The organism is Hymenobacter sublimis, from assembly GCF_023101345.1.
GTDB classification, from domain to species: Bacteria; Bacteroidota; Bacteroidia; order Cytophagales; family Hymenobacteraceae; genus Hymenobacter; species Hymenobacter sublimis.
In genome coordinates, this window is sequence record NZ_CP095848.1 from 3,619,596 (window position 1) to 3,633,844 (window position 14,249).

Annotated in this window: 12 protein-coding genes and 1 pseudogene; 3 read left to right on the plus strand and 10 right to left on the minus strand. The window is 46.7% G+C overall.

Annotated elements, in window-relative coordinates; translation table 11 throughout:
• Positions 1-345: 345 nt before the first annotated feature.
• Together MWH26_RS15180 and MWH26_RS15185 are read right to left on the minus strand one after the other, a co-directional pair.
• On the minus strand, positions 346-1,671 hold the full coding sequence (locus MWH26_RS15180) for a Y-family DNA polymerase (protein ID WP_247974931.1): 1,326 nt from the start codon (positions 1,669-1,671) through the stop codon (positions 346-348).
• Positions 1,655-2,125: a LexA family protein gene (locus MWH26_RS15185; protein ID WP_247974932.1), complete on the minus strand. Its 471-nt coding sequence runs from the start codon at positions 2,123-2,125 to the stop codon at positions 1,655-1,657. The genes MWH26_RS15180 and MWH26_RS15185 overlap by 17 nt, the downstream gene beginning before the upstream one ends.
• 426 nt (positions 2,126-2,551) lie before the next feature.
• Between MWH26_RS15185 and MWH26_RS15190 the strand changes: the two are divergent.
• A pseudogene (locus tag MWH26_RS15190) lies at positions 2,552-3,115 on the plus strand (DNA/RNA non-specific endonuclease); the annotation flags it as partial.
• 608 nt (positions 3,116-3,723) lie between these two features.
• Here MWH26_RS15190 and MWH26_RS15195 read toward each other — a convergent pair.
• The 3 genes from MWH26_RS15195 to MWH26_RS15205 form a co-directional block, all read right to left on the minus strand.
• On the minus strand, positions 3,724-3,999 hold the full coding sequence (locus MWH26_RS15195) for a hypothetical protein (RefSeq protein WP_247974933.1): 276 nt from the start codon (positions 3,997-3,999) through the stop codon (positions 3,724-3,726).
• Positions 4,000-4,123: 124 nt separating this feature from the next.
• Entirely contained in the window at positions 4,124-4,546 is a 423-nt protein-coding gene (locus MWH26_RS15200) for a hypothetical protein (protein WP_247974934.1), read from the minus strand.
• 48 nt (positions 4,547-4,594) lie between these two features.
• On the minus strand, positions 4,595-5,023 hold the full coding sequence (locus MWH26_RS15205; protein WP_247974935.1) for a hypothetical protein: 429 nt from the start codon (positions 5,021-5,023) through the stop codon (positions 4,595-4,597).
• Between the two features lie 52 nt (positions 5,024-5,075).
• Here MWH26_RS15205 and MWH26_RS20270 point away from each other — a divergent pair, with 52 nt between their 5' ends.
• Complete coding sequence (locus tag MWH26_RS20270; RefSeq protein WP_375374021.1) at positions 5,076-5,318, plus strand: helix-turn-helix domain-containing protein; 243 nt, start codon at positions 5,076-5,078, stop codon at positions 5,316-5,318.
• Between the two features lie 76 nt (positions 5,319-5,394).
• On the opposite strand, the gene MWH26_RS15210 is transcribed toward MWH26_RS20270, so the two are convergent.
• The 3 genes from MWH26_RS15210 to MWH26_RS15220 form a co-directional block, all read right to left on the minus strand.
• On the minus strand, positions 5,395-5,919 hold the full coding sequence (locus MWH26_RS15210) for a hypothetical protein (RefSeq protein ID WP_247974936.1): 525 nt from the start codon (positions 5,917-5,919) through the stop codon (positions 5,395-5,397).
• Between the two features lie 444 nt (positions 5,920-6,363).
• Positions 6,364-6,669, minus strand: a complete 306-nt coding sequence (locus tag MWH26_RS15215; RefSeq protein ID WP_247974937.1) for a hypothetical protein — start codon at positions 6,667-6,669, stop codon at positions 6,364-6,366.
• Positions 6,670-6,837: 168 nt separating this feature from the next.
• Positions 6,838-8,118, minus strand: a complete 1,281-nt coding sequence (locus MWH26_RS15220) for a hypothetical protein (protein ID WP_247974938.1) — start codon at positions 8,116-8,118, stop codon at positions 6,838-6,840.
• A gap of 952 nt (positions 8,119-9,070) precedes the next feature.
• Here MWH26_RS15220 and MWH26_RS15225 point away from each other — a divergent pair.
• A complete protein-coding gene (locus MWH26_RS15225; RefSeq protein WP_247974939.1) occupies positions 9,071-10,666 on the plus strand; it encodes a hypothetical protein in 1,596 nt (531 codons plus the stop codon).
• A gap of 148 nt (positions 10,667-10,814) precedes the next feature.
• On the opposite strand, the gene MWH26_RS15230 is transcribed toward MWH26_RS15225, so the two are convergent.
• Together MWH26_RS15230 and MWH26_RS15235 are read right to left on the minus strand one after the other, a co-directional pair.
• The gene (locus MWH26_RS15230) at positions 10,815-12,176 is read right to left on the minus strand and encodes a site-specific integrase (RefSeq protein ID WP_247974940.1); all 1,362 of its coding nucleotides are present in this window, start codon (positions 12,174-12,176) and stop codon (positions 10,815-10,817) included.
• Positions 12,177-12,424: 248 nt separating this feature from the next.
• Positions 12,425-14,221: a HAMP domain-containing sensor histidine kinase gene (locus MWH26_RS15235; RefSeq protein WP_247974941.1), complete on the minus strand. Its 1,797-nt coding sequence runs from the start codon at positions 14,219-14,221 to the stop codon at positions 12,425-12,427.
• Between the last annotated feature and the right edge of the window lie 28 nt (positions 14,222-14,249).

Below are 14,249 nucleotides of genomic sequence, written 5' to 3' on the forward strand. Positions count from 1 at the left end.
CTGCTGCGCCAAGCAAACCCATAGCGGCCGTACCAATTTTTTGTTGATGGAGACGACACAACAACAAGTGAGCATTGTACAGCATCGGCAAACTGGCACAGCTTAACTAAGGACCCTTGACCGCGAATGAGGCTTACGATACGCACGAGGAATACCATTCTCCCTGTTCGGGGTACAGCATTAATCCACACTTTGGGGGTAATAAACGTACAGCCGTCCTCTGACCACGGCCCTAGTGCACCTAATAGCTTTTCTGATGGAGTTGGTTGTTCAGGCACTGCTTGTGTGATGCTCTTCACGGTCTGGTAATTTAAAACTAAATAATTTTAAACCCGCTTTAACTTACTAGGCTACTCTACTCCACAAAGGACCGTCCATGTTGATGCGCCAGAGTTCTTCCAAACTGGTTGTATAAGCCGGGGAGCGCATTTGCTTTTTGCCCTCCCATTCTCCCCCCTTGCGGCCCTTGTAGCCTTGGGCCACTGCAAAACCAACCATACCTGAACCGTAGCGCTCATTCAGCTTGTCTAAGTCGGCCATCAACTTTGCCCTTTGTGCTGACTGGATTGTAGGCTCAAACAAGCTCAATTGTTGCTGCCCTGCGCTTTCCAAGCCGTCGAATATAACTCCGGCCTTCTTGTACTGTGTGTTGGGCTTCCAGATACGCTTCAACACCGTGCGGGCATAGCGAAGTAACTCTGCCGTGTCACTGGTGGCTACGGGCAGGTGCAAGGTAGCGGAGAAAGAATGCGGGGGCGGCTCCGTTCCAAACCGGTTCTTGTTCAGGAACACAGTCAGGACGTTTACAGCGGAATGCTGCCGTCGAAGCTTCTCTGCGGCTCTGGTCGTGTAGGCCGTAACGGCTCCCAATACGTCCGGATAGGCCGATAGTGTTTGCCCAAAGGTTCGGGTGCAGGCTATGCTTTGCCGGTGCAGGGTCCCGTCCTCACTCGGAGCCATTTCCAGACAGGGGTAACCTTGCAGCTCTCGTACCAGCCTTGCTCCTACTACCCCGCCCAAGTGCTTTCTGGCCCATGCCTCCGATACGCGGGCTAGTGCTGTCGCCGTGGTTAACCCATGAGCATGAAGCTTGGTAGCATACTGGTGGCCTATTCCCCACACGTCCTCCACACCCACTTGCTCCAAGGCCCACCAGCGCTTTTCCTCCGAATCCAGATACAGCACGCCATCTAGCTCCGGCAGCTTCTTGGCTAGTCGGTTTGCCAGCTTTGCGAGTGTTTTGGTCGGGGCAATACCAATGCAGGTGGGAATATGAGTCCACTGCCGGAGTTCACGCCGGATGCGTCGCCCGTATGCTTCCAAGCCGCCCAACCACTTTTCCATGCCCGATAGGTTAAGAAAAGCTTCGTCAATGGAATAGACTTCCACTTCGGGCGCTACGTCGGCTAGATACCCCATGACCCGGCGCGACATGTCTCCATACAAGGCATAGTTGGAAGAAAACACGCGGGCACCCTGCTTTTCCAGCGTAGCCTTGATTTTGAAGTATGGCTCCCCCATTGGTATACCCAATGCCTTTGCCTCGGCGGAGCGGGAAATAATGCATCCGTCGTTATTGGAAAGCACTACCACGGGTATTCCTTCCAATTGTGGCTGAAAGGCCCGCTCACAACTCACGTAGAAGTTGTTGCAGTCAACTAACGCGAACATAGCGGGAGAGCTTACCGGGGCGGGTTTCCGTCAGAACGTGCGTCACTACTCCCCAACAGTCGAATAGGTCAGGTTCTCCGGCTAGGGGTATGGAAGGATATGCCGGGTTATCGGGTACCAGCCACCACGAATCAGGTCCTCGTTGTATCAGTCGCTTAACCGTGTGCTGCCCTTCTACCACGGCAATGATTATATCGTCGTGCCGGGGGGTTAAGCGGCAATCAACAGCTAGTAAAGCGCCGTCTCGAATGCCGGATTCCCCGCCTGTCATACTGTGCCCTTCTACCTGTACCAAGTAGGTAGCTTGTGGATGGGAAAGCAGCAAGGCATTTAAATCCAGCTTTACTCCCTGATGGTCCTCTGCCGGGGAAGGGAAGCCTGCCGGAACGCGGGATTGGAAGAAAGGAAGCAGTAAAGGCTTGCGTAAAACATTTAAAACAAAGACTCGACTCATGGCAGCAGCACAATAGGTTTGCTGCAATGTTACGCAATGCCAATTAAATTAGTTAAATCAGCTAATTTAATTGGCTATCGAGTTGCTTGTTCCAGTAAATTCCCATCTTCGTTATCCAATACTTGGTTTACCATGCGCCTATTCAATTACAGTTCGTCGTTTCTTGTTGCAGGTTTACTTCTCACCGCTTGTTCCGGTGAAGAGACTACCCCCTCTCCCACTTCCACGCCGCCCGCTGATGGGCATTTGGTTATGGGCAATCCTAGTGGTGCAGTAGCGGATATCAATTCTCCGACAAACTACTTGCTTACCAAGTAACAGTATATCCTCTCCTACCACCGGGACAAAGGCATTCCAAACTGGGTGAGTTGGCATCTAGCTTCCTCATGGCTCGGCTCGGCTCCCCGCTAAGACGATTTTCGGGCAGATGCCTCTCTTCCGGCCGGGTGGTATCAGGTGCAGGCATCTAGTTACAGCGGTTCAGGATTCGACCGGGGCCACAATTGCCCTTCGGCTGATCGTACTTCCACCGTTGCGGACAATTCGGCCACGTTCTTAATGACCAACATGATACCGCAAGCTCCCCGCAATAATCAGCAGACATGGGCCAACTTGGAGGACTACTGCCGAGCCCTCGTTGGAGCCGGGAATGAGCTGTACGTTATCATGGGTCAGTACGGCATTGGTGGTACTGGTTCAAATGGAGCCATGACGACAATTGACAATGGCCGTGTGACCGTACCGAAGCGGATATGGAAGGTCATTGTCGTGCTTCCCGAAGGCACAAACGACACTAGCCGGGTCAACGCTTCTACCCGCATTATTGCTGTAGATACCCCCAATGACAACTCCCTTAATACGGCTTGGGGAGGCTACCGCACCACAGTTGACGCTATTGAATCTGCCACCGGATATGACTTGCTCTCCGCTGTATCTACGTCGGTGCAAAGTGTAGTAGAAACGCGGGTGGATACAGGCCCCACGCAGTAGGCATATTGAATTTTACCACGTTTGCAACCCTATCATGCCCTCTTTGGCATTAGGCAAGCAATCAACTAGTCTGTAGTAGAACTGTTATTTGATAGTATGAATAATGAGGGTCAGTTTCCGCCGCCTCTTCATAATATTTTGCCACTTCGCTTCCATTCATGGGTCGCCTGCTATGACAGCATTCCTGAAAATCAGCGTCAAGAGTCGCACTTCAGATTCTATCAAGGAGTAACTCAAAAGCAATTTGCACGGCTATATGGTTACCCGCAGCCACCACATTTAGTTGGGAGGGTCGAGCACATAATCGAGAGAGAATGGTTGTTGGCTCGAATTGGAGAGGAACTGCTGCCAGCAAGATTGACCGTATCAGAATGGCAGCAGATACAAAAGGCTCTCCGAAGTACCCACGCTCTTACCACGTCAGAACTACTTCGCATCGGCAATGAAGCCTTTTCACGCTTGTTAAAGGTATTGATACAGAGCTAGCGGCGTGGAAAGCCCTTTTTGCTACGATTTTAACCCCATAGCAAGCCTTTTGGTGAGCACGTGAGGGAATACCGCGTTATACCTCTGCCTCGCTATAACGGCCTGATTTCAATAAATGTCTCCTAGACCATAGCAGCTAAATAGCGCCTAGCAACATTCTCTGCTTCGGCCCGCGCTTGCTCCCCACTGGTCCACTCCCCTTCGTAGTCGTTAGAGCTAGCTATTTGCGGCTCATTTTCGGCCTGCATGTCATAGACGCACCACCACCAGTATTCTTCTTCCATCCACTCGGCCCGTAACAGCAATCCGCACCACCGGGCTAAACAATCGTCGGAAAGGTCACCTGTCCATACAATAGGTTCTTGTTGGGCAGTTACACTCCTGCTTTTATCAATCATGAGGTTAAGGTAGAACGCAAGAAAAGCGGAAAATAAGCAAGTTTTAGCCCCGTCACGCTCACTTCTGCAACTAGGTAGGGAGAAAGGCATGAACAAAAAAGACGCCTCACAGGGCGTCTTTTTACTAAGCATCTAAACTGTATTTATCAATCAGGACCTGAGCAGCTGCTTCCCTCTTTTTCATTCTAGCATCCATTCCTTCCAATACTGCGGTGTATGGCTTTTGCTCTTCCGCTGGTTTTGTTAGAGCCATGTATTCGCGGTAGAGTTCGACGGCCTTGTTTGTTGCTTCCCAATCAATAGCACTTTGTGGTGCGTGTTTTTGAATGACAGTGACTAGCTCTTTCATCATTGCTGGTGTTACGGGTCTAGTTGACTCTAAATGCTGTACCCAACGCGAGACCCTGGGGAAGACAATGTCAAACCACGGCCCGAACATATGCCAATCAGTGACGTCTCCTAAAGAAGCCAAATCAATTGCGTATGCTGGCTCTTGTTGACTGACTGGCACTAAAGCCTGATTCTTAACGGGGTCAACGCGTATCATGCGACGAAGTTTGAAAGGAGTGAATGGGTTGAGTGGGTATGTGTACAGCTACTGTTGAGCAACTCGCTTGAAGGTGTTTGTCTTTCCACCGAGAAGACCGGTTGACACCATTTTTACAGTATTGTCGTCAATGACTTGAAATTCAATATTGGTAACGGACATAATCATGGACTGCAAGCCACCAACATTTGAGCGGTTTTCCAGAAAAATGTGGTTTCCTTCGTGTTTATAGTCAAATGTTAAAGGCGGAGTTTTAACTTTATCTTTACCAACGTCAGTCATGATTACTTTACTGGCAGTAATTTCTACCTGCTGATTATCCGCACTATGATAGATACCTTCAATAGTATCTGAGAATAGCTTGTGTTTAAATTCTTCGCAGCTTACTAAGGTTAATGACGCGAGAAGTAGTAGAGGCAATTTTCTTTTCATGAGCACAGTAATTAATTCTGTGCAATTATAGAAAATAAATGCCATTGTAATCGTATACGATAACAACATTTTTTTCAAGCTGTCTGAGCTTGCCGTTGTGAAGAACCCGGCAAGCATTAGCGCGTTTGGGCAGCATCTACGGAGGCTGCGTGAAGACCGTGGCCTAAGCCTTCAAATGCTTGCAGATGAATCGAATGTGGCTAAACCAACGCTCTTCAGAGTAGAAACAGCCAAAGCTACCCCCACACTGGACCTACTTGTGTCCTTAGCCAGAGGGCTAAATGTCACCGTGCGAGACTTGGTGGACATTCCCGACTTCGAAAACTTAGACGAAGCATAACAACATATTATAAAATAGAAAGCCAGAGTTTCCCGACCCTGGCTTTTTTATTTTAAACTAAATTATTTAATCAAATCTACTTCACGCTTCCATATACATTACGTAGCTCGACATTAAATTCATTTGGTTTAAACAGTGTGTAAAATCGTCGACCGCTAGCATTTTGATATTCGATTCTAAATTCTTCATAAGGGCAATAATCAAACTGCGCTATCCCTGCTTCTTCGGAGTTATCAAAGGCTCCTATAATAGTAAAGGCATATGTCACGCTCTTATGCCCCTCTAACGGGGCTGTATAATCCATTATCTGCTCTAAGTGGGTTGATTCGGGTTCAACTAACCGGAGCTTGTAAGCCGTGTGCAGTGTGTTATTAGTAAGGGTCATTTCATACTGCCAGCGGATTTCATCTTCTACCCGATGTCCTCGACTAAAACCTTGGTCCCTTGGTATGTCTCCGGCAGGCAGATGATTACCAAGAACCAGGGGCATTCGACAGGCTATCTTGGGTTGATTAAATCGTTTTATTACTTCTTTGCCAATAGAGCCTAAAGGCCCTAATAAATTTTTGACAGCGTTCCAGAAAGTTAGCAGTTCAGGCATTGTCTGATGAATAGGCCTAGTAGTTAAGGATTAAACTATTTAATGGTTTCTAAAGGAAGTTAAGGCTCGTAGTTAAAGTAAGTCGCCCTATAGACTTCAAATATGAACCCATTTTAGGCCCGGCATGCGCCTTTTCACCTAGGAATAGGTATATCATTTGGCAATAAGCCTCGCTTGGCGGGGCTATTTCTGGAAAGCCAGCCCATTAACTGCTTTCTCCTCTGGACAGGTCTTCGTGAAGTCAAGTCTTTGAAGACTTCGCCAGAGGCACTATATCAGGTCCAGTTACCTACTTTTTCTTCATTCTTTCCTCCCCTACTAGCACGGAGCCTTCATTAAATAACTTTATCAGAGCGTCGATATAAATCGGATACTTCTGCATTAAGCAGCAGATTGAACCGAATAGCAATAGGCAACAAATATTGGGTGAAGGTAGTAGGCAGCTTAATCGTATGTTGCAACTTCTTCATCCGATAATGGACATACCGTATTGTCGGGAAGAACCTTGATGCCACTGAGGTAAGTTTTATACAAAATGAGCCAAACGCGTCTTGTCAGTTGGAAATAGACATGGTGTGTTCCGTCAAGGAAAGTATAATGCCACCACCCCCCTTTGACTAGCCTACCTGCAATGGTTAGTTCAAAGCCTCCATAGTTTGGCATAGTTCGAAGGTTACTTGCCTCTTTCCGGAGAAGTTGGACTGCTTGAAAGTCTACAGCTTCTTGATAATCTTGATCAACTTGTCTCATAGGGTGTCATACCTGCTGTAGGCTCCCAAAATAAAGCCATTATAGCCTCGTTACGGCACCTTCGGCAAGTTGCGATTTCTCTCTTTACTTTCTAGTCTACAAAGTGTTTAGATAGCTCTTTTAAGCAACTGTGCTTCAAATCGGTTTATTAAGCTACTTAACAACCCGCTAATTCAGGTTCTCTTGCTGGATGGTTGGGTTGATGCCAAATTTCGCAAACTCTAACTGCATTAAATACTTTACGTATTCGGCGTTTTCCCTTGTCGTTACAACGCTATCGTGGATAGTGAGTGCAAAGAAGTCCTGAGGATAATATCCCTTGGCTATTTCGCCTATGACTCCATCTATCATGATTTCAGCTTCCATCCTCTGCATATCTATCGGAAGTTGTGTATAGTCATGCTTTTTGCGGTCATAAATAAATCCGGCTACTGAGGGGTATAGCTCGGCAAACAGCCGCCAATCCTTCTTATTCGGGGCAGTTGAGTTCTTCCCATAGAAGACATTGCCAAACACGCGTTTCTTAAATGCTTTTCGGGCCTTCTCTGTCCGTTCTGCAATTGGCAAGTCGAAATGGTCCATTAAAGCTTCATAGAGTTGGCCTTTCTCACACTGCTCTATATAGGCTAACATATCTACAGGCATCTGCTTATCAAAATGCTTCTTCAGCAGTACACAGAGAATCAGCGGCTGCGAATTACGAATGTCTAGGTTGACCAACTGTTCACCTGTCTCCAGATATAAGAACTGACGCATATCTGCTCGAAGGTTAGTTAGGTTATTATGAATGCGGTTACCTGTGGTATCCCTCTTAATCCAAAATCGTCTTTCCTCAACTGTCTTAATTACTAAGTGTTGCTCACTAAAAATCACATTGGCATCTTCAACTGCATCAGCTAGTAATGCTTCGCAGTTCAGATAATGAATAGCCCTCTCTGCCTCAATCCTTAACTCATGTAGATTAAAGGATAAGAATGCATGGGGAGTATAAGAGGTATCAAAAGTAGACTGCCGACGTGCTTCCAAAGTGCGTAACCGCTTTTCAAAGCGTTCGTCTATTACACCAACGTCAATAAACTTACGATTTCGATACTCGGAGGTAAACCGATACCCCTTGGATTTTTTACCAACGATATACTGAGCGTTCTCCTCTATTACCCCTTGCTCTATCCAGAAAGACACAATATCCGCAGCTAATCGGCGGCCTACGTATTGTCTAAATGTAGCAGCATGCAAGGGAATAAAATCGTTTTTCCTATATTTTACGTGCGTTGCCCTGATAAAATACAGATAACTAAGAAGGTAATTAAACTTATCCAAATGATTTAACCATTTTTGATTTTTAGAAGATAACAATACCCGCGTATTCAATCCGCTCGGAATATATACACGTTGACCTCTACTAACTTTTGCAAGAATTAGAGTAGAATCTTTTTCAAGGCTAAGCATGGCTGTTTTAAGTTATAGTAAAACCAAACAGTCATACAACTCCTCATGCCATTCATGCTTGATGGATTAAACTATTTAACTGCTATTGCGCATAGCACTCATTGAGCCCCTGTTCCATAAGAACCAGTCAAATAAGCAATGAGTGTTTGGTATTGATATTGCAAAAGTAAAATGGACATCAGCAAATCATATCAACTTTTTTACGTTATTTGGATAAGCCTAGTGTACCATCATATGGAGGTAGAAATAGCAATAATTCTCCTACTCTTCTCTCCATATGATGGTACACTACTTGTATCAATACTCAAACCTTCCTCATGTAATGTTCTACTAAGTTCATTATCTACACGGTCTTTATTAGTCTCAGTATATTACTTTGAACATATTATTCATAGCAAGCATAATACAGCAGGACATTGTTCGCAAAACGCCCTGATTTATGCCACATAACTTGATTAATATTGTAATTTTCTTATATATGTACAACAAAATGTGATTTGCCTTTTCTTAGATAATCATACTACTGATTACCTGTATATTCAATCCACATATTTAAGTTTTTGACTGACGGGCCATGCCTGTTCAACTTGAATACATAGGCAGGTGACACCCCATCCTATCTGCATTTTAGCCCTATCACAGCACGTCAAAGTATTGCATTACGAAAGGCAGTACAATTAATAAATCGCCCTCATATAGCTTGTTTATGACGTTATAGACTTGGCCATGTCATACACTCATGCAACTTATACTATTCGTAATAATTTAATAACACTAGCAATTATTCAATATGCAACATCCGTGCTACCGCGTCATAAACTACATGGATCGATGAAATAAAAAAATATTTATTTTTTGCCATAACCTTCTTCAATTTGCTGGGTCGTCAGCAAACTTTGCAATAGAAATAAAGGGAGCAACGTCGCTTTCGTTTAAAAATTCTATCAAAGGCATGCTAAACACGGCACAAAATGAACAAGCAAAAGAATTAGGTCACATCGCCTTATTCACAGAAGCACTACCCAGTGATTTGGTTAGATCAATCGAAGAATCTGATTTACCTGATGAGGATTTAAGCTCAGCAGTTATATTCTGCAAAATCATTTTACGTTTTAATATTTACAAAATAGCAGTTGACAAATATTCTCGTCGATTTCTCAAAGATATGCTTGAGGAACATTATGTAGAATACAAAGACGAAAGTTATCACGAAATTGAAAAAGGCACATTTAAGCAATATAATCCTGACTGGGAAAGAGTTATATTCAACCTAATCAAGCTGGATATTATACAAATCCTACAGTGCAAAAACAACAGTCGCACCAAGAAAGGCAAACACTTTGTAAAGTACAGAATCAACCCTAAGCTACTAAATAACGAATTCGCTACTATTGATTTCTTATCAACTAATCAAATAGTAAATGCAGGTACTTATTGGGGTGGAATAGAGAAGCAAATTCGTACGGACTTTGGCAAAATAGTCTTTGATGCCATTGGAGCAAGAGCATCCATGAAGAAATCCTTGGCGACTTTGGACCCTTCAGTATGGTTGGTTACACAAGATTCTGTTGAGTACAAGTACAATTTAGTGCTTACAGGGATGCTTTTCACAAATGGCAAGCAAGTTGCACCAATACGTACTCGTGACCTACTCGACAATATTTTACTGGAAGACCAGCATCATGGAAAGCGCTTATTCTTAATCAATAAAGAATATGTTGTTGAAAAGCCGGACGTGTTTATCCAGCAGGTACGTGAACAGTTGCAAGCATCTCACGAAAGAACAATTGCTTCTTTAGAAAGGGGAGACTTCTGGATAAAAGAAGATCAATCTACAGGCTATATTCATACTAGCCTTTCCCTTATCCCTGACCCCCTATTACCCTTCTTAACCGTTGATGGTGAGTCAGTAACTAAAATCATGCTGCGAGAGAACCAGCTACCCTCTTTAATTTACCTCATCGGTAGTGCCTTACAGTACTATAAGCGGAAGGAGTATACCAGACCTACTTTTCGATACCTCGAAGTTGCCTTGCCTGTACTGGCCCCTTCCAAGCAGGTAACTACTTTTCTCAGACATGCTCGCCAAGGAGTACTTATACAAAAAGTAGCAAAAGCGCTACAACTGGACGTATATGTTGTTGAGAAGAATATCGTACAGTGGCTTTTGAACGAACCTGAAGGACCGTGCAAACAAGCTCTTACTAACCTGTATGGACCTGTACTAGGATGGATTGAAGAAGCAAAGAACTTGTTAAAGAATGGCACCCCTGATACTACGTTCGGAAGTGTATTGCATAAAGTTGGAGCAAAGGTTATTAGGGACCTTTACACTCGGTCTGCAATAGTCCGCTCTGACCGTACTCTGTTTCCAAATGGTGAATCGCTAATTGTAAAAGCATCTAGTGCATTGAGTGTTGGAACAGACGTTGATACTTATTGTGAGAAGCATTTTGTGCCACACGCTTATCAATTTCACATACCGGAAGGAATGATGAAGATTCGTGTAATGGACTCCAATGCACTTCCATGCCTATTCTATCTATAACGACAAAAGCCTCTCCTGTGGAGAGGCTTTTGTCGTTGCGGCTTATAATAGGAGCCATTCCAAGGAAAAAACGACTCACTGAGAGCATAGCTGCTTTCCGAATTAGAATCTAGCATTTACAAAGCGTATCTAATGTCGCTACCTACTCTTAAAGCAAGTGTTCGAAAGCCGAGTCAACTGTATTTGATGCAAAGGAATCCAAGTACACGGCGGTAACTGCCTCAGACTTATGTCCCATTGCCTCACTGATTACAGCAGTAGCTACCCCAAACTGCTTCAAGTTGGTCGCAAATGAATGACGGGCTACATAGGTAGTAATAGGAGTAATTATTCCTACAGATTCACCTAACACCTTTAAGTCCTTGTTCACTTGACCTAGTACTTTGTGCAGTCTATTCTTTATCTGCGTCGGCGTTTGATGCAGATTAGATTTAAGAACAGGAAATATGTAGTTATCCTGAGTAGTGCGGGTTAACCCTTCGTACGCCGCAACTATGCTGAGGGCAGGAGCCAACAGCCGAAGGGAAAACTTACCCCCTGTCTTCTGCCGAGTGTACTGTAAGCGCTGTGGTAAACCATTTTCGCTACCGTGTAAGTCACGCCAGCGAAGTTGGGCTAGGTCCACAAAGTTGATTCCGCCACAGTAAAAGGAGAATAAGAACACATTTTTGGCGAGACGCATTCTATCCGTATCGGGTAGCGAATCCTCTAAGAGCCTAATGTCTTCTCTGGTAATGGCTCTTTTGCTAGTGGTAACGTCAAATTTACCTACGCTAAACTTATGTCTTTCTGCCACATTACGAGCGAAAGGATAAGTACTAGCTTTAGCTACTCCGTTAGCAATAGCTTTATTTAAAACTGCCCGAAGTGTACGAAAGCGAAGTGAGAGGGTAATTTCAGCTGCACCAGTAGCCCGAAGTGCCATTTCCCACTCGTTACAAAAGGCGACGTCTGCTCTATCGAAAGGAATGTCGTAGAGCTTCACCCATTCGAGCCAGTCTTTTTCTTTACCCTTTCCAGTTGGCGGTTCCGAAGCGCCACATTCAGACGCAATAAATTTCGCTAACTGGTTCGCAAGGTCACGATATACGCCAGCGTTACCAATTTGACCGGCTGCTGACATACTTTGCGCTAACTCTTCTGTGTAGGCTAGTATTCCGACTCGACGTAGCTTCTTTCGTAACTCGTTTGCTTTTACAGCTACTATTTCGGGGTCATGAACTCTATCGTCCTCGGCTAACGCCTCTGCTGCTGCTTCAAATTTGGCTTCCTGAGCTTTCAGCTTTTTCCACAACGCTTTGGTGTCGCCTGGGTAGCTCTTCCGAATTTCTCCTTTCTTCTCATTCCAGTACTTAGGATGAAGTGAAAGGCCAGTGGCAATGTATTTCAGTTTACGGTCCTTGGTAATCCGAACCATAAAAGGGTGCGAACCATCAGCTAAGGTCTTGCTAGTGTAGTAGACGGCCCTAACCGTAGCTTTTCCTTCTTTGAAATCAGTCGTTCTTGCCATACAGTTTAAACCAGCGCCGGTTTAAACGTTGGTTTAAACAAAAGTAGTTAAACAGGCCATTTTAGCAACATAAATCAGTTTAAAACGCTATGTAAAGCCATTTTTATTAGACAACCCAAAGCTTCCCAAGCTGAGGGTCGCGAGTTCGAGCCTCGTTTCCCGCTCATAAAAAAGCCCCTTGCTTCTACTAGCAAGGGGCTTTTTTTATGACTTGACTTGTAAATGAATGGCTATTTAAGAAGCCTGGATTACTCTGGCCGTGCTAGCGGTAGTGTGAAGCTGAAGGTGCTGCCGCTGCCCAGCTCACTTTCTACCCACAGCTGCCCGCCCTGGCTCCCAATAAACTCGCGGGCGATGCTCAGACCCAGGCCCGAACCACCTTTGTAACCGTTTTTGTCGGGAATCTGGACGAAGCGTTGGAAGATTTTCTCCTGATACTGGGGGGCAATGCCGGGGCCGTGGTCCTGCACGCTGATGCGGATCTGGGGCTGGGCCTCGGTGGTGAGAGCCGCCCGAATATGAATTTGCGCCTGTTCCGGGGAGTAGCGGATAGCGTTGGCCAGCAGGTTGAGCAGCACCCAGGTCGTTTTCTCGATGTCGGCGCGCACGGCAGGTAGCGTGTCGGCAATCTGGATGTCGAGGGTGAGCTGCTTGGGCTGGAGCTGGAGCTGAATGGTGGCGGCGGCAAACTGCACTACCTCGGCCACGCGGGCCGCCTGGAAGTTGAGTTGGATATTGCCCGACTCTAGCCGCGACACGTCAATCAGCTCCCCTACCAGCCGCAGCAGGCGCTGGTTTTCCTGCTTGATGGTAGCCAGAATGTTCTGCTGCTCCTCATTCACGGGGCCGACCTTGCCGTTTTGCAGCAGCTTCAAACTGAAGTTGATGCTCGACAAGGGCGTTTTCAACTCGTGCGACACCGTAGCCAGGAAGTTCGACTTGGCTTGGTCCAGCTTCTTGTACTCCGACACATTGCGCAGCGTCAAAATAGAGCCCACGAACTCCATCTTATCCAGGACTTCATTAAAGCTCACCACATCGTTCACGCTGACGCGGTAGTAGGCTTCCTCATCGTGCTGGGCCAGGGTGAGCACGGGAGCGGCTTCGGTGGGGCGCTGGGCGGCGGGCGTATCGAGGTGACGCAGCAGTTCCCGGAACAGGTCGTTTTGCTGGGCTATTTCCTCGGCGGGGCGGTTCAGGAGCTGCTCGGGGGGTAGGGACAGGAGCTGCTGGGCCACGGGGTTGGCCAGAATCAGGCGGCGGTTTTCATCCACCAGCAACAGGCCTTCATCGAGGTTGTTCACGAGGCTGACCATGCGGTTGCGCTCGGCCAGCAGTTGGGCCAGCGTGGAGGTGCGGTAGTCTTGCAGCTGCACCAGCAGGCGGTTGAAGGCCCGCGCCACGGCGCCAAATTCGTCGTGGCCTTCCACCGGAATGGAGTTGGAGTAATCCTGGTGGGTAGCGTTTTCGATGCTGGCCGAGAGCTTGCGCAATCCACTCACGGCGGCTTCGGGCACGCTCAGCACAAACAACAGGCAGGTCAGGACCGCAAATGTGAGTAGGGCCAGCACGTAGCCAGTTTGCTCCGTCGCTAGGCGGTTGGCGGCTTCGTTTTTACGCGTCAGAGCCTGGGTATTCAGGCCTACCATGCGGTACGTGAGTTGCCGCAACTGGCCCATGTGCGCGGTCCATAATTGCAGCGCCGTGGTGTCGGAAGCCAGATACCGTTCCGTATCGGCCAACTCACTGAACAAGGAATCAACTACCTGCTGCTCACCGGGTTCGGTTACGTTGCCAGCCTCGCGGGCCAGTAGTTGCTCAAACCGTTGCTTGGCTTGTGTATCCAGCGGGGCCTCCTGAGCCTGCAAACGGTCAAGGGCCCGCAACATGTGCTGGCCTAGCTCCACGGAATACAAATTGTCCCGCAACACGTTGCGGGCGCTGCGGTCCAGGCGGTTAAGCGAGTACAGGGTAAACGCGCTGACGCCCAGCAGCAGGAGCAACATGGTCAGAAACGCCAGCGTGATTTTGGTTTTGAGATTCATGAATGAGAGAGGGTAGTAAGCTGGCGGC